The following is a 21,686-nucleotide window of genomic DNA, read 5'->3' on the forward strand; positions in this document are numbered from 1 at the left end:
CCTCAATACACCGGACTAAAGGGAACGATGGCCGCAAAACGCAACCAGTCCTTCTGCGCCTTCGGTGTCCAGGCCGCCTCGGCAATGGCCGGTAGCCGCGGGAAGACCAGATGGTTGAAATAGGCGCGGTTGAGGAAATGTTCGGACCAGATGCAGGCCTGAACACCCTTCATCCTCTCCTTCAACTCCTCTGGAAAATCACCGATCGCCTCATAAGAGTAGGTGTGAGAAGGCGGAACGGTGCCGGCCCAGCTGGCACCCGGCTCCTGCCAGGCTTCGTCCTGAACCATGTCGAGATAATAGGCCTGCCCCGGGGTCATCACCACATCGTAACCCTGCCTTGCGAGTTCAAGGCCGACCTCCGGCTTCTGCCACGCCATCAGCAATGTTCCCGCGGGGTCGACGCCGCCGCCGTGCGAAACCTCGTCCCAGCCGGCCAGCTGACGGCCGCGCTCGTGCAACATGGCCTGAATGCGTTTCATAAAATAGGACTGGATACCGAAAGTACCATCCAGTCCCTCCTTTTCCATCAGCTCCTTGGCGAGTGGCGAGGCGAGCCAGGATCCGTCCGCAACCTCATCGCCGCCGATGTGGATGAGCCGAGACGGGAACAGCTCCACCATCTCGTCGAAAACCTTGCCGAGGAATTCGTAAGTGAGTTCGATGGCCGGATTGAGCGCGTTGTTAGGATATCCCTGCACGGAGCGATAGCTGTCAGGGGCTTCCTGCCCGTCCGTCAGTTCCGGATAGGCGACGAGGGCAGCCGTACTATGGCCGGGAATATCGACTTCCGGCACGATTTCGACATTCAGCGCCGCAGCATGGGCAACGACCATGCGCACATCGTCCTGGGTATAATAACCGGAGACCGGTTCCGCGCCGTTGCCAAGCTGCGGCAGAAGCGGCGCATCCGGGCCGCGTGTGGCGCCGACCGTGGTCAATAACGGATAAGCCTTGATTTCAAGACGCCACGCCTCATCATCCGTCAGATGCCAGTGGAAGCGGTTCATGCGCAGCCATGCAAGAATATCGATGAGCCGCACGACATCCTGCGTCGGATAAAATTGCCGCGAGACATCCAGGTGGCAGCCGCGCCAGCTATAACGCGGCGCATCGCTGATTGTGCCGGACGCGGGAAAACGGAACCTTGGATCGAGACGCGCGCCATGCAGCAATTGCGCCAGAACCGTCAGGCCATACTGCAGCCCGGCAGCGGCCGAGTATTCCACGACAACAAAGTCAGAGGAAAAGGAAAGGCGATAACCTTCCGCCTCCAGTCCGCTATGCTGTTTGAAGTGCAGGGCCTTTCCCTCATGCACAGGGGCGAGGCTGAAGGGCACGTGCCCGACGGTAAATAGCCTGCGGAACAGCGAAAGCACGGTTTCCACCGCAAGGACTTCATCGGCCTTGGCATCTTCCGACGGGAAGAGCGCGACGGGAAAGCCGTCGCCGGGCTCGGCATCGATTTCGGCAGGCCAGGGCTGGATGGCAAAAGGCAGAACAAGCTTGCCTTCTGGAAGCAGCACCGGCGCCGGCTCGCTGTGACGCCCGTCCAACATCAGGTCCCCGACATCAACGGCGCGATGCGTGCCGTCGGCAAGGCTGATATAGGCGGATTTTGCACCATCCGTGCGATGCCGGGCGGGCCTCAGCAACCCATCGACGGTGAAACGCCAGGATTTGCCGGGTTCCAGCACGAAACCGGCAGGCGGCGCGAATTCATGGAAATTGGCGTTACGGCGCAGATAAACCGCATTGCCGCAAACCGGCTTGTCTACCGTCCGCGTCAGCGACGTGTAAACGATACGGAAATCCCTCAGCGGCTCTCGGGAAAGATTGATCAGCGTGAAGGTGAAGCCTCCGGATGCGGATTCCGCCAGTGGATGCCATGAATTTTCGAGACGATAGTTTGCGAGCGCCATGATGCTCCCCTTTATTGCGCATTTGACCCTATGAGAGGGCTCGGTCAGTAGTGTTCGGATTGCGAAAAAGTGCGGGCCAGCGGCGCCTGCCCCGCCGTGAGACCGCAATCGACCGGCAGGCACACGCCGCTGATGGCCGCCGCCTGCGGTCCCGCCAGAAAGGCGACCGCATTCGCCACGTCTTCGGGTTTCACGATGCGCTGCAGCGGATACCAGCGCTTCGCCTCCTCGAAGACCTGGGGATTGGCAGCGGCCCGCGCCTCCCACGCCTGGGTGCGCACGGTGCCCGGCGCGACAGCGTTGGAACGGATACCGAATTTCCCGTATTCGACGGCGATGAGTTTCGTCAGGTGGATCAATCCGGCCTTCGCCGCACTATAGGCTGGATGGCCAAAAACCGACATGCCGTTGACCGACGTAATATTGACAACGGAACCCTGTGTCCGCTTCAGCGCGTCTTCAAAAGCGCGAAAGCAGAGAAACGGTGCTTCGAGATTAAGGGCATTGTCCTGCCGCCATATTTCGGCGGTCGTGTCGTGCAGACTGACAGCCCTCGCGGCACCGGCATTGTTGACGAGTGTCGCGACATCGCCCAGCTCCGCGACGTCAGCCGCCAGCCTCGAAAGATCTGCAGGATCGGTGACATCGCAGGTTTTTGCAACGAAACCGGATCCGGAAAGCAGAGAAAGCGCATTGGAAAGGGCTTCAGCATCGATATCAACCAGCACCACCTTCGCATGGCTTTCAGAAAGCGCCGCGGCAATCGCCCGCCCGATATCACCTGCCGCGCCGGTCACGATGGCGAGCTGGTCTTTCCTGTCCTTCATCTCCTGCAACTCCCTTGAAGTTTCACGATCCCTGTTGCGGGGTCTCGGGCCGAGCAGCCCACGTTTTCATCATCCCACCTTCAGTCGCCGAGCAATTGCTTGTCATCCGAATCGCGATGCTCCACGAGCTGCTGCTTGATGTGACGCAACGTCACCATCGATCTTTGCCGGTGGTGATAAGCAGCAAGCGTCGCCAGAACGTCAACGGCGGCCAGATAGGCGTAGCGCGATGAAGTCGGGCGGAAGATATTGTTACCCTCGGGCACGTTGACACCCACCACCATATCCGCGGCCGCGGCAAGCGGCGTGTCGCTCTGGGTAAGCGCGATGGTGGTAACCCCCATCTCGCGAGCCAGCCTGAAACACTTCACCAGCTCCATGTTGCGGCCGGAAAAGGAGGAGCCAATAATCACGTCCTCCTTTCGGGCCGCGGCGGTCATCATCAGCTGCATGCTGTGATCGGCACTGGTGGAGACACGCAAACCCAGGCGAAAAAGCCGGTTCTGGATTTCCGAAGCGATCATTGAGGAATTGCCGCCCGCGCCGAAGGCATAGATCATGCCGCTATTGGCGATCTTGATCGCCGCTTCATCGGCAAGGGCAGGATCGAGCGTCCTGTGCAACAGGAAAAGTGCTTCCTGAGCCTTGGCAAGCACCTCTTCCGCGACGTCCGAGGGGCCGGTGCTGGACGGTTCGGAGGTGAGGTACCGGATACCGACATAGGCCGTCTTGGCGAGACTGACCTTGAAATCCGAAAAGCTCTGGCAGCCCAGCCGGCGGCAGAACCGCGTCACCGTCGGCGGAGACACTTCGGCGCGGGCGGCAAGTTCAATGATCGACGCATTGACGGCGAATTCGAAATCCGAAACCAGAATATCGGCAATCCGCCGCTCCGATTGCGAGAATTGTCCCCTGTCTTCCTGTATTCTTGCGAAAATATCCATGCTCACCGGTCTCCGTTCCGCCAAAACTTAAGGCTTGGCCCCGTTTCCGATGCACCCTAATCCAGGCCGCCCGTCAACCGAATAAAGCCGGGAGCCGCCGTTGTTCCGTCCTCCCGAAGACACGCCTGACATCCTCAAAATGAAAACGGTTTTCTCTGTTGATTGGAAGATGAGCATATGCCAACAATAATCACCAGGGAAATTTCCAATTCCTGAAAATAATTTCAACAACGGACCAGAATCATGCGCGATCCCTTCCAAAACCCCTTCGCCGAAACCGACAGCGCCCGCCATTCCATCTGGGAGATGCTGGTAACGCGGGACATCGACGCTTTCCTTGCAGCCGACTGGTCCAGGGTAGCGGATGATTTCGTTGAAGACGGCTTCCTCGGCATCAATGCCAGTCGGGATGCAAATCCTGACAACTGGCGCCTGTCTTTCCCCTCCCTTGCCGCCTATCGCGACGAGTGGCTGCGGCAGGCGAAGGATTTCCAAACCCAGCAATTTGCTGAAGACCCACGCCATGCGATCTTCACCACCACCACGCTTGAGGAAATTGAAGTGGAAGGCGAAACCGCGCTGGTTCGCAAGAAATTCGACGGCGGAATTCGCAGGGCCGATGGCGGTTTCGACGTCATGAAGTGGCAGACGCTTTATTACTGCCGGCTGCATGAAGGACGCTGGAAGATCAGCGGCTTTACCGGCTACATGCCCAACCCCATGCCGTGATCCAACGGAGATGCTGGAGTTCAGTGAACGCCGGGCCAAAAGCCCGGCGTTATTTTTTCGCCCGGTGACGGGCAAAAATCGCCGGACACCGATCGCATCAGGAAAAGCCGGGCGCGTTAGGACAGAGTGCATGGCCCGACTCCCAGCCGTTATTGTATCAGCTTGAGGACGGAAAGATCGACGCGCCGCTCGAGAGCAATGCCGCTTTCGTCGAACAGGTGACAATCCGATGCCTTGATGCCGGTGACGATGGGCTCGTCCACCACCACGGGTGCGGAGCCGGAAAGCAGCGCGCAATAGTTTTCACCTGTCGGCGCGACGCCATAGGCAATCGTGTTCACACCGAGCCGCTCGATGACACTGGGAGCCACCTTGATGTTGAGGTCCGCCGGCTCGAGGCCGGTATGTTCGGGGCGAATGCCAAGCGTTAGCTGGGCGCCTTGCAGAGCAGCGCGAGGTTCCACCGGCACGGTGATCGTCTGGCCCTCATAAGCCACTGTTACACCCTCGGGACCGACGGATTTGCAGGTGACCTTCAGGAAGTTCATTTTCGGATTACCGATGAACCCCGCGACGAACAGGTTCGCCGGCTTGTGATAAAGTTCGAGCGGCGCGCCCACTTGGGCGATTTCGCCGGCATTCAGCACAACGATGCGGTCCGCCATGGTCATGGCCTCCACCTGATCGTGTGTGACATAGATCATCGTTGCCTTGAGCGTCTTGTGAAGATTGGTGAGCTCGATGCGCATATCGGCGCGAAGGGCGGCATCAAGATTGGAAAGCGGTTCATCGAACAGGAATATCTTCGGTTCACGAACGATGGCGCGACCGATGGCAACGCGCTGGCGCTGGCCGCCAGACAACATGCCGGGGCGCTGCTGCAGGCGCTGGTCGAGCTGAAGAATCTTCGCAACGCTCTCCACCTTGTCCTTGATCTTGCCCTCTTCCATCTTTTCGACGCGCAAAGGAAAAGCGATGTTTTCGAAAACAGTCATATGCGGATAGAGCGCATAGGACTGGAAGACCATGGCGATACCACGCTTGACCGGCGGCAGTTCATTGACCTTCACGCCGTTGATGACGACGTCGCCGCCGGAAATATCCTCAAGGCCGGCGATCATGCGCAGCAAAGTGGATTTGCCGCATCCCGAGGGGCCGACAAAAACGACGAACTCGCCATCCCTGATGTCGAGCTGAACGCCCTTGATGACTTCGAAATGTCCATAGTTCTTGCGGACGTTGTTGAGATAAAGCTGACCCAAGACTTGCCTCTCCCGTCAGCGGCCGAAATCTGGCCGCATTCAGAGACGTTCCGGACAATGATGCGGAAACCGCGTCAGACCGGAACCGTTGAAAAACACGAGAAAGAGCAGCCACAGGGGGCGGCGACCAATCTCACGGCGAAACGGACCGGTTGCGGGCATTACGCCCGCAACCGTTGCAATCGGATTATTTATATTGCTCGAGAGCGCCAGAAGCCTTCTTTGCCGCATCTTCCGGCGTTGCCTTGCCGGTAACGACAGACTGAACCATCTCGATCATCACGTCCTGGAAACCCTTGTAGTCCGTGAAGAGCGGCTCCGGCCCACCATAGGCGATACCGTCGATCAGCGGCTTCCAGAAGGGATCCTTCGCAACGAATTCGTCTACCTTGGCAGACGGACGCAGCGGGGTGAGGCCCGCGCCGCCCTGCAGCTCATATTCGCCCTGAGGGCCGGGCGACGTGATGAACTTCGCAAATTCCGTCGCCTTTTCTTCAACCCCGGTTCCCTTGAAGATCGCCAGGCTGTCGGTGATGAGCAGCGTGCCGGGACCCTTGGCTTCCGGGCCGAGCGGCAGGGTCGCGATACCCCAGTTGATCTTGGTTTCCTGCAGGCGTGTTGCGGCGCCCGAGCCGGCCTGGATCATGCCGACCTTACCATCGAGGAAGATGGCGCGGATTTCATTCTGCTCATAGGCCGTTGGGCCTTCCACGGAATAGGGCGTGATGTCCTTGTAGGCCTTCAGCGCCGCGACAACCTGCGGGCTGTCGACCGTGACCTTGTCGCCGTCGATCACCTTGCCGTTGTTGGTATAAACCCAATGCATGAACTGGTGCATGGTATTGTCGAAGGTCTTGGCGGGGAGGCCGTAACCGGCAATTCCCGTCTTTTCCTTGATCTGCTTGGCGAAGGCTATTTCTTCAGCCCATGTCTTCGGCGGCACTTCGGGATCGAGACCAGCCTGCTTGAACAGATCCTTGTTCCAGTAGAGCGCCTTGGTCGAGAATGCGACGGGAACGCCCCACTGCGTGTCCTCGAACGTCACCGTGTCGACGATGTTGGGGTAATAGCTCTTCTTTTCGTCTTCGGTCATCGGCACCGGAACGATCAGATCGTTCTGCGCGAACTGCTTCAGCGTGCGCGAACCGACATAGGCCATGGCGACGGGCGTGCCGGCGGCGGCAAGCGTTGTCGCCTTGTCCTGGCACTGCGCCCAGCCGACGACCTCGGGCACAACCTTCCAGCCCTCGTTCTTGCCTTCCCATTCCTTGATGTATTTTTCGTGGATCGGGTCCATCTTGTCGCCGCAATAGATCCAGCTGATCTCCTTGTCGGCCGCGTGCGCCGTCACCGTGGTAAGGGCAGTGGAACCGGCAAATGCGAAAGCGCAGAGCGCCAATCCGTAATGTTTCAGTGCCATAGGTAGTCTCCCGTTTTGGTGGTCGTTCCGGTTGTTGTTTATTTCACCGCGCCGGCGGTCAGCCCGCTGACGAGATATCGTTGCATGAAGAAGATCACGACCATGGCCGGCGCAATGCCGACGAAGCTGGCCGCCATCAACTCATTCCAGATGACTTCCTGACGACCGAAATAGGCGAAGAGGCCGATGGGCAGCGGCATATATTCGGTCTTGGAATTGAAGGTGAGCGCGAAGATGAACTGCTGCGCATAAGCGCCGATGAAGGTTGTGATGGAGACCACGGCGATACCCGGCATCGCAAGCGGCAGGATCACCCGACGGAAGGTGTAGAAGTAGCTTGCGCCATCCACATAGGCCGCCTCTTCCAGTTCCCGCGGGATACGCAGCATATAGGTGCGCAAAAGCCAGATCGCGGTCGGGATCAGGAAAGCGGCTCCGGGAATGATCATCGCCAGATAGGTGTTCAGCACACCCATATTGCGCATCAGCCGGTAAAGCGGGATCAGGAGCACGGCGCCGGAGAACATGTTGATCGCCAGAAATGCACCGAGCAATTGCCCGCGGCCGCGAAACTGGAACCGGGCGAAGGCATATGACGCCGGCACCACCAGAAGCAGAACGATGATCGTGGAGATCGTCGAAATGAAGAACGAGTTGAAGACGTAGCGGGCAAAGCCCGGAACGCTGACCCACATCGTGCGGTAGGCCTCGAAGGAACCGTTTGTCGGCCAGAACTTGTAGGGCGAGGAAAACAGCAGGCTGAGCGGTTTCAGCGAAACCAGGAATCCTTCGACGAAGGGCGCCAGCACGAAGGTCAGGAACACGGCGATACCGCAATAAATCCCGACAATTTCATACCACCTGTAGCGGTTGATCATCGCATTCTTGTCGGTCATCGGCTGGCCTCCTGCGAGATGCGGCTGGTAATGCGGAAGTAGAAATAGGTGAAGATCGACAGGAAGATGCAGATCAGCACGGCGCGCGCGGCACCCTCACCATATTTGTAAGAGCCGATCGCCGTCTTGTACGTGTCGATGATCATGGTCGTGGTCTGGCCGGTCGGTCCGCCCTGCGTCAGGATCCAGATGATATCGAAGGAATTAAAGGTCGAAATCAGCGAGATCATCGACATGGTAATCATCGCGGGCAGCATCAGCGGCAGCGTGATGCGGCGGAAGCGGTAGAGGCGGCTTGCCCCGTCTGTCCAAGCGGCCTCGTAGAGATCCTGCGGGATGGCCTGGATGGCCGCCAGCAGATAGAGCGTCACCATCGGCACGCCGATCCAGACGTCAGTGACGATCGTTGCCCAGAATGCCGTTCTGCCATAGGCGAGGAATGCGACCGGACCATCCACCAGGCCGAGGTTCTGCAGCACGCCGGAAATCATGCCGAACTGGCCGTTATACATCCAGCCCCACATGAAGATGCCGATAGCCATCGGCACGATCCACGGCGGCATTGTCAGGATGCGAAACAGCGCCCGGCCGGGAACGGCGGAGTTCAGCAGCACTGCACCAAAGGTGCCGATGATCATCTTTATCGAGACGGAAAAGAACGTCCAGATAAAGGTCCGCGTGATGACATCGGCAAAAGTAGCGTTGAAGATCTTCTCGTAATTGATGAAGCCGACCCAATTTGTCGTTTTTCTGAGCGACGCATCGGTAAAGGAGAGGATGAAGGTATCGACAAGCGGATAAGCAACGATAACCGTGATGTATAAAAGCGCCGGCAGAAGAAGGAGCCAGGCAAAGACGACAGCGCTGCGTTTCGCTTCCATCGCGCCGCCCCTCAAGCCGTTTTCACGGCGGGGGATTTCGGCTGCCCATGCAGGGCCAGATCGTATGCCTCCCAAACCGGCTTCAGATCGACCACCTTGCGGCCATGACGCGCTTCATCCATCGCAAGCGCCAGAATACCGGCCTCGATTGCGTCGAGCGCGGAAACCGGAAGCGGCGCGCCCTCTACGACATGGGCGATGACATCCTCCGCCATCTGCTCGTCCGCACCATAATGCTGCGAGAGCGTGGTTGCCGCCGAATAGGTCTTGGCCAGGGTCTTTTCATTGGTGCGGGCATTATGCACGTTGAGAAAACCGCGCACGAAATCGCCCTCCGCCATGCCCTTGGCGCCGATGACGCAGAAACGGCGGAAATCATCGGGAACGTTGAGATTGGTATGGAAAGCAAGCGAAGCGCCGTTTTCATATTCGACGATCGCCGTCTGGTAATCGATGATGTCGCCGTCGCTGTCGAAAACCTTGTCGGATCCCATCCAGCCGCTCGGCTTGCGATGGTAAACCTCCATGTCGTTGATGCCATCATTCTGCGGCGCATTGGCCGGCGTGAAGCTTTTGCGCCCGCCAAAGCTCGATACGAAACGGGGTCGCGCGCCAACAACACCATTGTAGAGATCGAGATCGTGGCAGCATTTTTCGAGCATGAAGGAGCCGGAATAGTGCTCGTAACGCCGCCAGTCGCGCATGAAGAATGCGCCGTGATAGGGCGGAATATGCTCGGAAGCCTCGATGGAAACGACATCGCCAAGCTTACCTTCAGCCTGTGCGGCGCGCAGATCGCGGTAAAGCGGCGAATATCGCAGAACGAGACCCACCAGCAACCGCTCGTGACCATGCTTGTTGAGGAGCCGGGCAAGTTCGAGGCTTTCCTCGATGCTGACGACGATCGGCTTTTCGGAGAAGATGGTGCAACCCGCCTCAAGACCGATGCGGATATGGTCGAGATGCATGTGGTTCGGCGAACCGATCATCAGGAGATCGAATTTTTCATTGGCGATCAAGGCCTCGGGGCTGTCGTAAGCCTTGCCGGCCGAGATCCCCTTTTCCTTGAGACCCGGCAAGCCCGCCGGCGCCGGATCGACATAACCGACGATCTCGAAATCCTTGTCGATCTCATGAAAAACGTAGCCCAGATAACCGAGACGGAATCCGAGTCCGATAATTCCCACCTTCATGAACTTTGTTCCCTGCTCATTAGTAAATAATTTTCGCAGATTCAGCCAATTCTCCGCTGGCTATTCAGTTATCTGCGATAATTTCCGACCATGATGAAATTAGTTTTCAAAACGGTCAAGCAAAATTCGATTTACTCTGGCAAGTCGCGGATATGAAACCGATTCTTCCAGGCCGGCAGGACGCGCAACAGCTATTCACCGACAACCGATGCCAAAACAATACCAAAAAAATGCCAATCGTCTAGAGCAATTACAATGATCAGAAAATTTTTTTGGTTAATGCGGAAATTTCGATCATAAGGCCTTAAATTGAGGCATTAGAACGAAAAAAGCTCCGATTAATAATACGAGTTCGCCAATGGTTCTATTTTGGTATTGCTGATCGCGACTTGTGTGGTATAGCCAGAAGCAGCCATATCGGATTGTAACAGAGGTTATGGATGAACGGGGCAGCGCTTAATCTGGAGGATCTGCAATCGGGTGGCGGCCCGCTTTACCTAAAGCTGCGCCAGACGATTGAAGACGCCATCAATGGTGGCCGCCTGAAACATGGCGATGCCTTGCCGCCAGAGCGCGACATTGCGGAAAGTGCCTGCGTCAGCCGCGTCACGGTGCGCAAGGCTGTGGATGACCTCGTGCGCGACGGCCTCCTCGTCCGGCGGCACGGTTCCGGTACCTTTGTCGTCAAGCCGATCACCCGCATGCAACAGCCTCTGACCAAGCTCACTTCGTTTACGGAGGACATGCGCCGGCGTGGCATGACGGCGAGCACCCGCTGGCTGGACAGAGGCCTCTTTCACCCCACCGGCGACGAAATGATGGCGCTTGGCCTTTCACAATCGGCCATGGTGGCGCGGCTCACCCGTCTGCGCCTTGCCAATGACCAGCCGATCGCGCTTGAAGTCACGAGCCTGCCAGGCGATATTCTGCCCGACCCGCAAATGGTCGAAAATTCGCTCTATCTTGAGCTTGAGAAAAGTGGCATTCGCCCGGTGCGCGCCATCCAGCGCATCTCTGCCCGTAACCTTACCGATGAAGAAACCCTGCTGCTTGGCGTTCCGCCGGGCTCGGCAGCGCTTTCCGTTCAGCGAATGGCCTATCTGGAAAGCGGGCGCCTTATGGAAATATCCCGTGCGCTGTACCGCAGCGACGCCTATGACCTCGTCGCCGAACTGACGATGGGCCCCGAGTGACCACCAGTGATCAAGGACAGAAACAATGACAACCCTGATGCGCCAGGAAATCGACGAGATTCCCGATGCAGTCGCCCGCCTGCTCGACAATGCCAATTCGGACTTCCAGGAAGCCGGCGCCAAGCTGAAGGCCCGTGATCCGGCCGTTATCGTCACCATCGCCCGTGGATCTTCCGATCACGCCGCCCATTTCCTGAAATATGCCATCGAACTGCAGACCGGGCTTCCGGTCGCCTCGCTCGGCCCGTCGCTCGCCTCGATCTACCAGACGAAGCTGCGGCTGGAACGGGCGGCGGCCATTGCCGTTTCGCAATCGGGCAAGAGCCCGGATATCGTCGCCTTGGCGCAAAGTGCGCGCGATGGCGGCGCGCTCACTTTCTCGCTCGTCAACACCCTGCCATCTGCGCTTGGCGATGCCGCCGATCACGCGATCGATATACAGGCTGGCCCGGAAAAAGCCGTGGCTGCCACCAAATCCTTCGTCAACTCCATCGTTGCCGGTCTCGCGATCCTTGCGGAATGGACGGAAGACAACCTGCTTGCCAAGGCGATCAGCGCCCTGCCGCAGAATTTCGCCCGGGCCGTCGCCCTTGACTGGAGCCACATCGGCGAGGCGGTCAAGGGTGAGGAATCGCTTTATATGCTTGGCCGTGGTCCTGCTCTCGCCATCGCCGCGGAAGCCGCGTTGAAATGCAAGGAAACCTGCGAACTGCACGCGGAAGCCTATTCGTCGGCGGAAGTCATGCATGGCCCGGTTTCGCTGGTCGCGCCGAGATTTCCGGTGATCGCCTTTGCCGCCCGTGACCGCGCCGAGACCTCCGTGACGGAAATTGCCGCAAATCTCTCCCGCAAGGGCGCCAATGTTTTCGTTACATCCTCAAAAGGCAGCCCCGCCAAGTCCCTGCCCTTCGTGGAAACCAACCATCCGCTGACCGATGCATTGTTGTTGATCGCGCCGTTTTACGGCTTCATCGAGCAATTGTCGCGCCTGCGCGGCTTCAACCCGGATGCGCCGGTGGCGTTGAAGAAGGTGACGGAAACTCAATGAGCGGCATCAAGGCATTTGTCGGCGCCCGCATTTTCGATGGTGCCGCATGGCACGACGACAGGGTGCTCGTGACCGTGGATGGCCGTGTCGGCGACATCAGTGGCCGCATGTCCGCACCGGCAGAAGCCGAGATCATCGACGCGCCAGGATTGCTGATCACGCCTGGCTTCATTGACCTTCAGGTCAACGGCGGCGGTGGGGTGATGTTCAATAACCAGCCGGATGCGAAAGGAATAGCCCGGATCTGCTCCGCCCATGCGAAATTCGGCACCACGGCGCTGATGGTCACGCTCATCACCGACCGGCCGGATATCACATTGCGAGCCGCCGAAGCGGGCATTGACGCCCAAAGAGAAAGGGTGCCCGGGTTTCTCGGCCTGCATTTCGAGGGCCCGCATCTTTCAGTTGCCCGCAAGGGCACACATGATCCGGCACTGATCCGCAAAATGGAAGCGCCTGATCTGGCGGTGCTGACCGGATGCAAGGCAAAACTCCCCTTCGTGATGACGACCGTTGCCCCAGAGAATGTAACCTTGGAACAGGTCAAGGCGCTGGCAGAAGCCGGCATCGTCGTCAGTCTCGGCCACACGGACACAGGACTCGACATGGCGACTGCCTATGCCGAAGCAGGTGCTTCGATGGTCACACATCTTTTCAATGCCATGAGCCCGCTCGGTCATCGCGAGCCGGGGCTCGTGGGGGCGGCACTTTCAAACGGCAAGCTCGATTGTGGATTGATCGCCGACGGTTTCCATGTCGATCCGGCCGCGATGGGCATTGCGCTGCGCGCAAAGAATGGCCCGGCCCACATCTTCCTCGTCACTGATGCCATGTCGACTATCGGCACCGACGATGATGGTTTTGAACTGAATGGCAGGCGTGTCTATCGCAACGGCGGCCGGCTGACGCTTGAAGACGGTACGCTGGCGGGGGCGGATATCGATATGCTCTCCTGCATTCGCTTCATGCACGAAAAGCTGGACGCGCCGCTGGAAGAGGCCTTGAGAATGGCGTCCGCCTATCCTGCCGAGGCAATCGGCGCTTCTGGCAAAGGCAGGCTTCTGCCTGGTTTCGATGCGGATTTTGTCATGCTTACATCTGAACTTCAGATGCATTCGACATGGATCGGCGGAGATAAGATCCACGATGCCGCACGCTCCGGAGGCTGAATCATGATCGTTTGTTTCGATATAGGCGGAACGACCATCAAGGGCGCGATTGCTTACGCTCCTGACGATATTCGCCCCGTGCCGCGCATCCCGACGCCAAAGACCAGCTTTGAAGACTTTGCTGCCGGCCTGAAATCCGTCATCGACAATAGTGGCGGCACACCTGCCTGCGTGTCGCTGTCGATTGCCGGCGTCATCGATGCCGACACCGGCAGGGCCACTGTCGCCAACATTCCAAGTATTCATGGCCGCGCGCTGAAGGACGAACTGGAACAGGCACTGGGCCTTCCTGTCATCGTCTCCAACGATGCCGACTGTTTCGTGATGGCCGAATCGGAGATCGGTTCCGGGCGGGGCCATCGCGTGGTTTTTGGCGTCATCCTCGGAACCGGTGTCGGCGGAGGTCTGGTGATCGACGGCCGTCTCATCAACAGCGAGGGTGGCTTCGCCGGCGAATGGGGTCACGGACCCGTGGCTGCGACGCGGGTCGGCAACCCGCCGATGGAGTTGCCTCGGTTCGAATGCGGCTGTGGTCTCACGGGTTGTGTGGATGCCATTGGCAGCGCCCGCGGCATGGAAAAGCTTCATATGCATCTCCACCGCCAGGACATGACCAGCGAGGAAATCATCGCAGCCTGGCTGGGCGGCAACCCGGACGCCGCAAGAACCATCGATATCCTTGTCGATATTCTCGCTTCGCCGCTGGCGATGGTGATCAACGTCACCGGGGCAACCATCGTGCCGGTCGGCGGCGGCCTGTCAAACTCCAGGGAACTGCTTGCCACACTGGATGAAGCGGTCAGAGCCCGAATTCTCCGTCGCTTCGCCCGGCCGCTTGTCGTACCTGCCATCTGCAGGATTGAACCGGGACTGATCGGCTCGGCCGTTCTCGGGCTTAAACATGCACGGGTGATCGAAGAGGCCTGAGCGGACGCTTGCACGCCACCGAAGGATCAACGGGTCAACTTCTCCCGTCGGAAACCGAGGCCGATCAAACGGCCGGCGAGATGGGCGAGAAGCGGAACGCGGGCAATCATGCGCACGAAAGCGGGGGGCCCTTTCGCCTTGCGGCTATCGCCTTGATCCTTCTTCCGGCTGCTGCGCATCATCAATTGCAGCTTTTGTGTCGCCTTTGTCGGAAATGAGCGCCGCGCTTCGATGGCCATCAATTCCCGCTCGCCTGGCTTTTCGCCCTGCGCAAGAACGGGAATGAGAATATTTGCGGCGGCAACGGCATCCTGAATGGCAAGATTGACACCGACGCCGCCAATGGGCGACATGGCGTGAGCCGCGTCACCGATGCAGATGAGGCCAGGCTTCCACCATCGCTTCAACCGGTCGATCCTGACCGTCAGCAGATGCACATCCTCAAAGGTCTGAAGTTCGAGAAGCCGTTCCTGCGGCAGCGGGCACACTTTCGCCACCGCATCGCGGAACGCTGCGATACCCTGAACCTTCATCTCGGCGAAGGTTCCGCGGCGGACCACAAAACCGCACTGCCAATAATCGCCGCGATCTATCAGGACGAAACCCTGCTGGGGGCCGGCATGCCCCATGGTTTCCGCCGGATCGCCCGGCTGCCTGGATAGTTTCATCCAGAGAACCTCCGTCGGCTGCCCGAAACTTTCCACCAACAGACCCGCAACAACGCCATCGCGCTCGCGCAGACCGGAAACACCTGCATTCATGAGCAGCGTGAAATTCTCATATTGCCCTGCCTTGCCGGCAAGAAAGCTAAGGAAATCCCATTGCGGCATGAAGGCGATGAAACGGTTTCTCGCAGGCAGCCGGGAAAAATCGGCGATGGTGACCGTCTGACCCGCAATCTCGGCATGAAGTTTCTGCGCTCTCGTATGCGGCAGCGCCAGAAACTCCCGAATGAAGCCTAGCTGCTCAACAATATCGAGAGTGGAAGGATGAATGGTATCGCCCCGAAAATCGCGCAGGAAATCGCCATGCTTTTCAACGATGGTGACATCGATACCTGCTCTCGCAAGGAGGAGCCCGAGCATGAGCCCGGCAGGGCCAGCGCCGGCAATGGCAACCCTTGTGATGATCCGCTTCCGCTCTGGCATTTCGGCGTCAAGGCCCCCGGCAACCATACGATCCCCCACCACCATCAAGTCTTTTGCGCAGGTAAGGCCACGTTTTTCGGTTGCGGCCACCCCTGTGCGTCGAACCGGAACAACATGTCGGACCTGGCGAAGATAAAGGCGAAGGCCATGGCCGTCCACATGCCGAGCAGCAGCCCGGCCGCCACATCGCTCGGATAATGCGCGCCGACAATGACACGTGAGACGCCAATCACAACGGCAAGCAGAAGAAACGCCCAGCGAAAGCGCGGCATAAGCATGGCAAAGACACCGAAAAACGCCCCGGCAGCCGTGGAATGGCCGGAAGGAAAGCTCTCATAAAGATTGTCTCCGGTGAAGGGTGTGAGGCTATACGCCCCCATTTCCAGAAGGAGCTCCGGCCGCGCCCGGCCGATCAGGAACTTTAGCGTATGAACGAGAATGCTCGCGGTCCCGATTGTCAGAAAGAAATAGGAGAGAAGCCGCCACGCTGTCCGCAACCGGCCATGATAGGTTTGCGCGCTGAGAACCCGCGCCGCGACATAGGCGAGAATGGCCAGCGCGCCGGTGGAATAAAGCATCCAGCGGAAAGTTCCGAAATCGGTAATCGCACGATTAAAGGATACCACTGCACCGGGCAACGCCTGCGCGCTTTCCGAGAGGCGCGGATCAAAAGGGACAAAGGCCGCAACCAGCACAAGGCTCGCCGCAAAAATCCATCCGCTGGAAACGAGAAAACGCCGCATCAATATCCTCTCATCGTTTTTCTTGCATATGGCTTTGCCATCCGCAAAAACAATAGGCTGGCTTTGTCCTTGTTATGGCTTGTTTTCGCGGGTAGAGGCTAAAGCATATAGCCCGAAAACGTGCAGTACCTTCGGGAGAACGGCACGCCCGAAGAATTGCGACCAGCAACGGACCGACGGACTGAAAATGACGAATGCCAGTGAAATGCCCCGCAAGCTGACGATCTTGGGTTCGACGGGTTCGATCGGCTCCAATACGCTGGATGTGGTCCGTCAACTGGGCGGCAGGGGCCAATTCGAGATCGTGGCTTTGACCGGCGCCGGGAATATCGCCCTTCTGGCGGAGCAGGCGCGACAATTCGGCGCGGAGCTTGCCGTCACCGCCGAGGACGACAAATACGAAGACCTCAAGTCCGCTCTCGCAGGAACGGGCATAAAGACCGCGGCAGGCAAATCCGGTCTTGAAGAGGCGGCTTCGATGGATGCCGGCTGGGTGATGGCGGCCATTGCCGGAACCCCCGGTCTGGCCCCCACGGTGACTGCGGCCAGGCGTGGCGCAGATATCGCCCTCGCCAACAAGGAGTGCCTCGTTTCGGCGGGCGATGTTTTTGTACGCACGGTCAAGCAGGGTGGCGGCAGGCTGATCCCGGTCGACAGCGAGCACAGCGCAATCTTCCAGTGCCTCACGGGCGATCACAGAGAGGCTGTGGAACGCATCATCCTGACGGCTTCCGGCGGCCCGTTCCGCACATGGTCGCGCGAAGAAATGGCCAATGTCACGGCGGACGTCGCCCGCGCCCATCCCAACTGGTCAATGGGGTTGAAGGTTTCCATCGGCAGCGCCTCCATGTTCAACAAGGGACTGGAGATGATCGAGGCGAAATATCTCTTCGATCTCAGGCCGGATCAGGTTGAGGTAATAGTCCATCCGCAGTCGATCGTGCATTCGATGGTTGGCTACAGCGACGGCTCTTATATCGCGCAGCTCGGATCTCCCGATATGCGCACCGCCATTTCTTACGCCCTTACCTATCCTGAGCGCGGACAGCTGAACGTCGAACGGCTGGATTTCGCAAAACTGGCGAGGCTCGATTTCGAGGCGCCGGATGAAGCACGGTTCCCGGCACTTCGGCTGGCGCGAACCGCGCTGGAGCGCGGTGGCTTACAGGGTGCCGCCCTGAACGCCGCCGAGGAGACTGCCTTTCACGCCTTCGTCGACGGGGCCATCGGTTTCCTCGATATGGCGGAAATCGTGGAAACGGTTATGGACCGGATGGATGACGGCCGCAGCGCTGGCACGATCGAAGATGTATTCGCGGCAGATGAGGAAGCTCGCCGCCATGCCGGCGAACTCATCTCCACCAAAGAAAAGGCCGCGTAAACGCGGCCCGATTTCCCTATCCGAAGAGTTTCCTTACGCCACCGCACGCGCCAGCGCGCAATGCGACCAGAGTTGATGCAGCGCGCCGACCAGATGCTCGATGTCCGCGTCGCTATGCAGTGGGGTCGGAGTGATGCGCAGACGCTCGGTCTTACGCGGCACCGTCGGATAATTGATCGGCTGCACATAGACGCCGTGACTGTCGAGCAGGATATCAGATATCCATTTGCACTTGGCAGCATCGCCCACCATGACCGGCACGATGTGGCTTGGATTGTCCATATGCGGAATGCCGCGCGCATCGAGAAGTCCACGCAGCTTCCGCACGCGGTCCTGATGCCGGGCCCGCTCGAAAGGGCTTGCCTTCAGATGCTGGATCGAAGCAATCGCTCCGGCGGCGAGCGACGGCGGCAATGCCGTGGTGAAGATGAAACCGGAAGCGAAGGAGCGGATGAAATCGCAGACCGCGGTGGAGCCGGTAATGTAACCGCCCATGACGCCGAAGGCCTTGCCGAGCGTTCCCTCGATGATCGTCAGGCGATCCATCAGGCCTTCGCGCTCGGCAATGCCGCCGCCGCGCGGGCCGTACATGCCCACAGCGTGGACTTCATCGAGATAGGTCATGGCGCCATAACGATCGGCAAGATCGCAGATTTCCCTGATCGGCGCGATATCGCCGTCCATGGAATAAACGGATTCGAAAGCGATGAGCTTCGGCGCGTTCGGATCAGCGGCCTGGAGCTTGGCCTCGAGGTCCTCGAGATCATTGTGCTTCCAGATCACCCGCTCACAACGGCCATAACGGATGCCCTCGATCATTGAGGCATGGTTGAGCGCGTCCGAAAAGATGATCAGGCCAGGTATCTTCTGGCCGAGCGTGCCGAGGGTAGCCCAGTTGGACACATAGCCTGAGGTGAAGATCAGCGCCGATTCCTTGCCATGGAGGTCAGCAAGTTCGCGCTCGAGCAGGACGTGATAGTGGTTGGTGCCAGAAATATTCCGGGTGCCTCCCGCACCCGCGCCACAGTGATCAATGGCGGCTTTCATGGCTTCGACAACCTTCGGGTTCTGGCCCATGCCGAGATAGTCGTTGGAACACCAGACAGTAACGTCCTTGCGTTCACCATTGGCGTTATACCGGGTCGCGCGGGGGAAATTGCCCTGCTGGCGTTCGATATCCGCAAAAACGCGATAGCGTCCCTCAGAATGCAGGCTTTGCAGTTCCGTCGTGAAAAATGCCTCGAAGTCCATGCCATGCTCCAGAATTGACCAGCTCGTTCTCTGCCTCGTTGCCGGGACCGTCAACCCTTCCGGGCTATTTTAGCCGCCACTGCGTCAATTCGCCGTTGTTTTGAACCATTCCAATAAACCGTTTATAGCCGCTCATGAAAAGCGCAAAATTGATTCACATCAAAAAAGCGGATTTTTGGAACCTTTTTTGCGCCGCGCCGTTGTTTGGGGCACAATCGATTTACGCTCGGAGGAATGCCTTAAGTGGAGGCTTCCCTAAACGACATCGAATTGTTAGTTATCTGTGGCGGTCGGAGGTAGCAGTCGCCGCAGATAAATATGGGACGCCTACCGAGCCAAAGAGCTCATTGTAACGTTGGAGAGAGTTTCATGAAAAAGGCAATCATATTTGCGCTGGTCGGCCTGTCGCTTGCAAGCTGCACGCAGACTGAAAAGGGTGCTTCGATTGGTGCCGTTTCCGGCGCCGTTATCGGTGGCGCGGTCACTGGCAACGTTCGTGGCGCAGCCGTTGGCGCAGCGATCGGTGGCGTCGGTGGTGCTTTGATTGGCAACGCTTCCGAGCCGGGCTATTGCTATTACCGCGACCAGTACGGCCAGCGTTACACGGCACGTTGCCGCTAATCGCTTCGCGAAATACCGTTGCACAGAAGCCCCGGTCATCCGGGGCTTTTTGCGTTATGGGCTGCAAAACATGTGCCGAGGGTCCTCAAAGCCGTTTATTTATGATTAAATTGCAATGTTAACGGAGAGGAAACGGGTTAGGGCGACAATAAAGGCTCAACCATAAAGCAGCTTATGCGAAGAACACGAACTAACCCGAAGACAGGCATTGCGTATCGGAAAGCTGGCACCGCGCTTGCGGTTGCTGTGACGTTCGCCCTGTATCCGGCTTTTACGCGTGATGCCTTCGCCTTTAAACTGTTCGGCATGCGCCTGTGGGGTTCGGAAGAACCGGAGGTCGAGGTTATCAACCCCGTCAAATATGCCGTCACGCTCAACGCTCCCGACGCCGACAAATCCCTGACGGACAGCCTCGAAAACAGTTCCCTTCTTTTGGCCGACAAGGACAAGCCTGCCTCAGGCGATCTCGGACTCCTGATAAAGGCAAGGGACGACAGGGACAGGCTGATTGCAGCGCTTTATGAAAACGCCCGCTATGGCGGTATTGTCAATGTCACCGTGGCCGGGAGGAATGTCGACGACCTGCCGCCCAACCCGGTTTTCGACCATAGCGCGCCCGTTCCCGTGATCATAACCGTTACGCCCGGTCCCAAATTCACACTCGGCAATATCCGTCTCGAAGGCGACGTCACAGGCCGCGATCTCGAGGAATACGGCCTGACGACGGGCGGCGATGCGGGCTCCCTGGCGATCATCCGCGCCGGCAACAAGCTGATCGATGATCTGAAGGCCGAAGGCCGCCCGCTTGCCAAGCTGACGAAACGCGAGGCCGTTGCAAACCACGCGACAAACACTGTCGACATCACCATGGCGGCCGAAGGCGGCCCCGTCGCCCCACTCGGCACGGTCACCGTCACCGGTGAAAAAACCGTCGATGGGGATTTCATCCGCCGCTATTCGCGCCTCAATGGCGGCGAGCCCTATTCGCCGGAAAAACTGCGCAAGGCCGCCGATCGCCTGCGCCAGCTCGGTGTTTTTTCCAGCCTGACGATCAAGGAGGCAGGAACGCTCGCCCGCGACGGCACCATTCCGTTGACCATCGAAGTGTCCGAAGGCAAGCACCGCTATTTCGGCGTCGGCGCACAATATTCCACCACCGAAGGCATTGGTCTTCAGGGCTACTGGGGCCACAGAAACCTGTTCGGCCAGGCCGAATCGCTGCGCATCGAGGGCTCGGTCTCGCGCATTGCAGAGGCATCGAGCGTGGAAGGCATGGACTATTCGGCGGGCATTACCTTTACGAAGCCCGGAATGTTCAATCCCCGCACGACATTCAAGACCAGCCTGATTGCCAAGACCGAGCATCCGGACACCTACGAAGCCAAGACGCTGACTGGGACTGCCGGTTTCAGTTATGAACTAAACGATACCGACACGGCTGCCGCGGGCCTGGAGGTGCAGTGGGCCGATACAGACGACGCCTTCGGAAAGAACGAATATCTTACCACGTCCATTCCGCTGGAATTCGTTCGCGATACCCGCGACGACAAGCTCAACCCGACCGAAGGCTTTCGTGCATCGGTGGCCGCCAAGCCCAGCTATGAGGCCCTGAACGGCACCTTCTTCTCCTCTTTCGAAGGTTCGATTACCGGGTACAAGGGGCTGGGCGCGGAAGACAGGCTGATCATGGCCGGAAAACTGTCGGGCGGCGTGCTCGTCGGCGGAAGCGACCTGCAGGACATCCCCACCACCCGCCGCTTTTATGCCGGGGGCGGCGGGTCGGTGCGCGGCTATAGCTATCAGGAAATATCGCCTTATAATGCGGCAGGCGACGCGACCGGCGGTCGCTCCTATGTCGTTGGCTCCATTGAAGCCCGCATCAAGGTCACCGACACGATCGGTATCGTGCCTTTTATCGATGCGGGTGTGGTCTCGGAAGACGTGACCCCGGACTTTTCCGACATTCGGGCTGGCGCCGGCATCGGGCTGCGTTACGCGACACCCTTCGGGCCTCTGCGTCTGGATGTCGCCACGCCGCTCGACAAATACGATGGCGGCAACAGTTTCGGCATTTATGCTGGCATCGGTCAGTCTTTTTAAACGCCGCAGTCGAACACCCTTGCAACAGAGT

Annotated in this window: 19 protein-coding genes; 8 read left to right on the forward strand and 11 right to left on the reverse strand. The window is 58.7% G+C overall.

What is annotated here, in order from left to right:
* Window positions 1-2: 2 nt before the first annotated feature.
* The 3 genes from EYD00_RS11065 to EYD00_RS11075 all read right to left on the reverse strand — a co-directional run bounded on the left by EYD00_RS11065 (window position 3) and on the right by EYD00_RS11075 (window position 3,693).
* Window positions 3-1,922: a beta-N-acetylhexosaminidase gene (locus EYD00_RS11065; protein ID WP_004443717.1), complete on the reverse strand. Its 1,920-nt coding sequence runs from the start codon at window positions 1,920-1,922 to the stop codon at window positions 3-5.
* Window positions 1,923-1,966: 44 nt separating this feature from the next.
* On the reverse strand, window positions 1,967-2,749 hold the full coding sequence (locus EYD00_RS11070; protein ID WP_004443718.1) for an SDR family oxidoreductase: 783 nt from the start codon (window positions 2,747-2,749) through the stop codon (window positions 1,967-1,969).
* 80 nt (window positions 2,750-2,829) lie between these two features.
* On the reverse strand, window positions 2,830-3,693 hold the full coding sequence (locus EYD00_RS11075; RefSeq protein ID WP_004443719.1) for a MurR/RpiR family transcriptional regulator: 864 nt from the start codon (window positions 3,691-3,693) through the stop codon (window positions 2,830-2,832).
* A gap of 243 nt (window positions 3,694-3,936) precedes the next feature.
* Here EYD00_RS11075 and EYD00_RS11080 point away from each other — a divergent pair, with 243 nt between their 5' ends.
* Complete coding sequence (locus EYD00_RS11080; RefSeq protein ID WP_004443720.1) at window positions 3,937-4,422, forward strand: hypothetical protein; 486 nt, start codon at window positions 3,937-3,939, stop codon at window positions 4,420-4,422.
* Window positions 4,423-4,571: 149 nt separating this feature from the next.
* Here EYD00_RS11080 and EYD00_RS11085 read toward each other — a convergent pair whose 3' ends face one another.
* From EYD00_RS11085 to EYD00_RS11105, 5 genes are all read right to left on the reverse strand, one after another.
* A complete protein-coding gene (locus EYD00_RS11085) occupies window positions 4,572-5,684 on the reverse strand; it encodes an ABC transporter ATP-binding protein (RefSeq protein ID WP_004443721.1) in 1,113 nt (370 codons plus the stop codon).
* 187 nt (window positions 5,685-5,871) lie between these two features.
* Window positions 5,872-7,104, reverse strand: a complete 1,233-nt coding sequence (locus tag EYD00_RS11090; RefSeq protein WP_004443722.1) for an ABC transporter substrate-binding protein — start codon at window positions 7,102-7,104, stop codon at window positions 5,872-5,874.
* Window positions 7,105-7,142: 38 nt separating this feature from the next.
* Window positions 7,143-8,000 carry a carbohydrate ABC transporter permease gene (locus EYD00_RS11095; RefSeq protein WP_004443724.1) on the reverse strand — a complete coding sequence of 286 codons (858 nt, stop codon included), beginning with the start codon at window positions 7,998-8,000 and terminating at the stop codon, window positions 7,143-7,145.
* Window positions 7,997-8,881, reverse strand: coding sequence for a carbohydrate ABC transporter permease (locus EYD00_RS11100; protein WP_004443728.1), 885 nt, complete (start codon window positions 8,879-8,881; stop codon window positions 7,997-7,999). Before EYD00_RS11100 ends, EYD00_RS11095 begins: the two co-directional genes overlap by 4 nt.
* Window positions 8,882-8,892: 11 nt before the next feature.
* Entirely contained in the window at window positions 8,893-10,074 is a 1,182-nt protein-coding gene (locus EYD00_RS11105; protein WP_004443731.1) for a Gfo/Idh/MocA family protein, read from the reverse strand.
* A gap of 440 nt (window positions 10,075-10,514) precedes the next feature.
* Between EYD00_RS11105 and EYD00_RS11115 the strand changes: the two genes are divergently transcribed.
* Genes EYD00_RS11115 through EYD00_RS11130 form a run of 4 tightly spaced genes read left to right on the forward strand, consistent with a single transcriptional unit; the run spans window position 10,515 to window position 14,411 of the window.
* Window positions 10,515-11,267 (forward strand): GntR family transcriptional regulator, encoded by a 753-nt coding sequence (locus EYD00_RS11115; protein ID WP_004443733.1) that lies wholly within the window; start codon window positions 10,515-10,517, stop codon window positions 11,265-11,267.
* Window positions 11,268-11,292: 25 nt separating this feature from the next.
* A complete protein-coding gene (locus EYD00_RS11120; protein ID WP_004443735.1) occupies window positions 11,293-12,315 on the forward strand; it encodes an SIS domain-containing protein in 1,023 nt (340 codons plus the stop codon).
* Window positions 12,312-13,484, forward strand: coding sequence for an N-acetylglucosamine-6-phosphate deacetylase (nagA, locus tag EYD00_RS11125; protein ID WP_004443738.1), 1,173 nt, complete (start codon window positions 12,312-12,314; stop codon window positions 13,482-13,484). The genes EYD00_RS11120 and nagA overlap by 4 nt, the downstream gene beginning before the upstream one ends.
* A 3-nt stretch (window positions 13,485-13,487) precedes the next feature.
* Window positions 13,488-14,411: an ROK family protein gene (locus EYD00_RS11130; protein ID WP_004443741.1), complete on the forward strand. Its 924-nt coding sequence runs from the start codon at window positions 13,488-13,490 to the stop codon at window positions 14,409-14,411.
* A gap of 26 nt (window positions 14,412-14,437) precedes the next feature.
* Here EYD00_RS11130 and EYD00_RS11135 read toward each other — a convergent pair whose 3' ends face one another.
* Window positions 14,438-15,586 (reverse strand): FAD-dependent oxidoreductase, encoded by a 1,149-nt coding sequence (locus EYD00_RS11135; RefSeq protein ID WP_502685806.1) that lies wholly within the window; start codon window positions 15,584-15,586, stop codon window positions 14,438-14,440.
* 17 nt (window positions 15,587-15,603) lie between these two features.
* Window positions 15,604-16,302 carry a phosphatase PAP2 family protein gene (locus tag EYD00_RS11140; RefSeq protein WP_004443746.1) on the reverse strand — a complete coding sequence of 233 codons (699 nt, stop codon included), beginning with the start codon at window positions 16,300-16,302 and terminating at the stop codon, window positions 15,604-15,606.
* 187 nt (window positions 16,303-16,489) lie between these two features.
* Between EYD00_RS11140 and dxr the strand changes: the two genes are divergently transcribed.
* Entirely contained in the window at window positions 16,490-17,683 is a 1,194-nt protein-coding gene (gene dxr, locus EYD00_RS11145) for a 1-deoxy-D-xylulose-5-phosphate reductoisomerase (protein ID WP_004443749.1), read from the forward strand.
* A gap of 33 nt (window positions 17,684-17,716) precedes the next feature.
* On the opposite strand, the gene hemA is transcribed toward dxr, so the two are convergent.
* On the reverse strand, window positions 17,717-18,934 hold the full coding sequence (gene hemA / locus EYD00_RS11150) for a 5-aminolevulinate synthase (protein WP_004443751.1): 1,218 nt from the start codon (window positions 18,932-18,934) through the stop codon (window positions 17,717-17,719).
* A gap of 369 nt (window positions 18,935-19,303) precedes the next feature.
* Between hemA and EYD00_RS11155 the strand changes: the two genes are divergently transcribed.
* Both EYD00_RS11155 and EYD00_RS11160 read left to right on the forward strand, forming a co-directional pair.
* A complete protein-coding gene (locus EYD00_RS11155) occupies window positions 19,304-19,555 on the forward strand; it encodes a YMGG-like glycine zipper-containing protein (RefSeq protein ID WP_004443753.1) in 252 nt (83 codons plus the stop codon).
* Between the two features lie 174 nt (window positions 19,556-19,729).
* Window positions 19,730-21,655: an autotransporter assembly complex protein TamA gene (locus tag EYD00_RS11160; protein ID WP_004443756.1), complete on the forward strand. Its 1,926-nt coding sequence runs from the start codon at window positions 19,730-19,732 to the stop codon at window positions 21,653-21,655.
* The last annotated feature ends 31 nt before the right edge of the window (window positions 21,656-21,686 follow it).

It is taken from the genome of Agrobacterium sp. 33MFTa1.1, assembly GCF_004328495.1.
Lineage (GTDB): Bacteria > Pseudomonadota > Alphaproteobacteria > Rhizobiales > Rhizobiaceae > Agrobacterium > Agrobacterium pusense.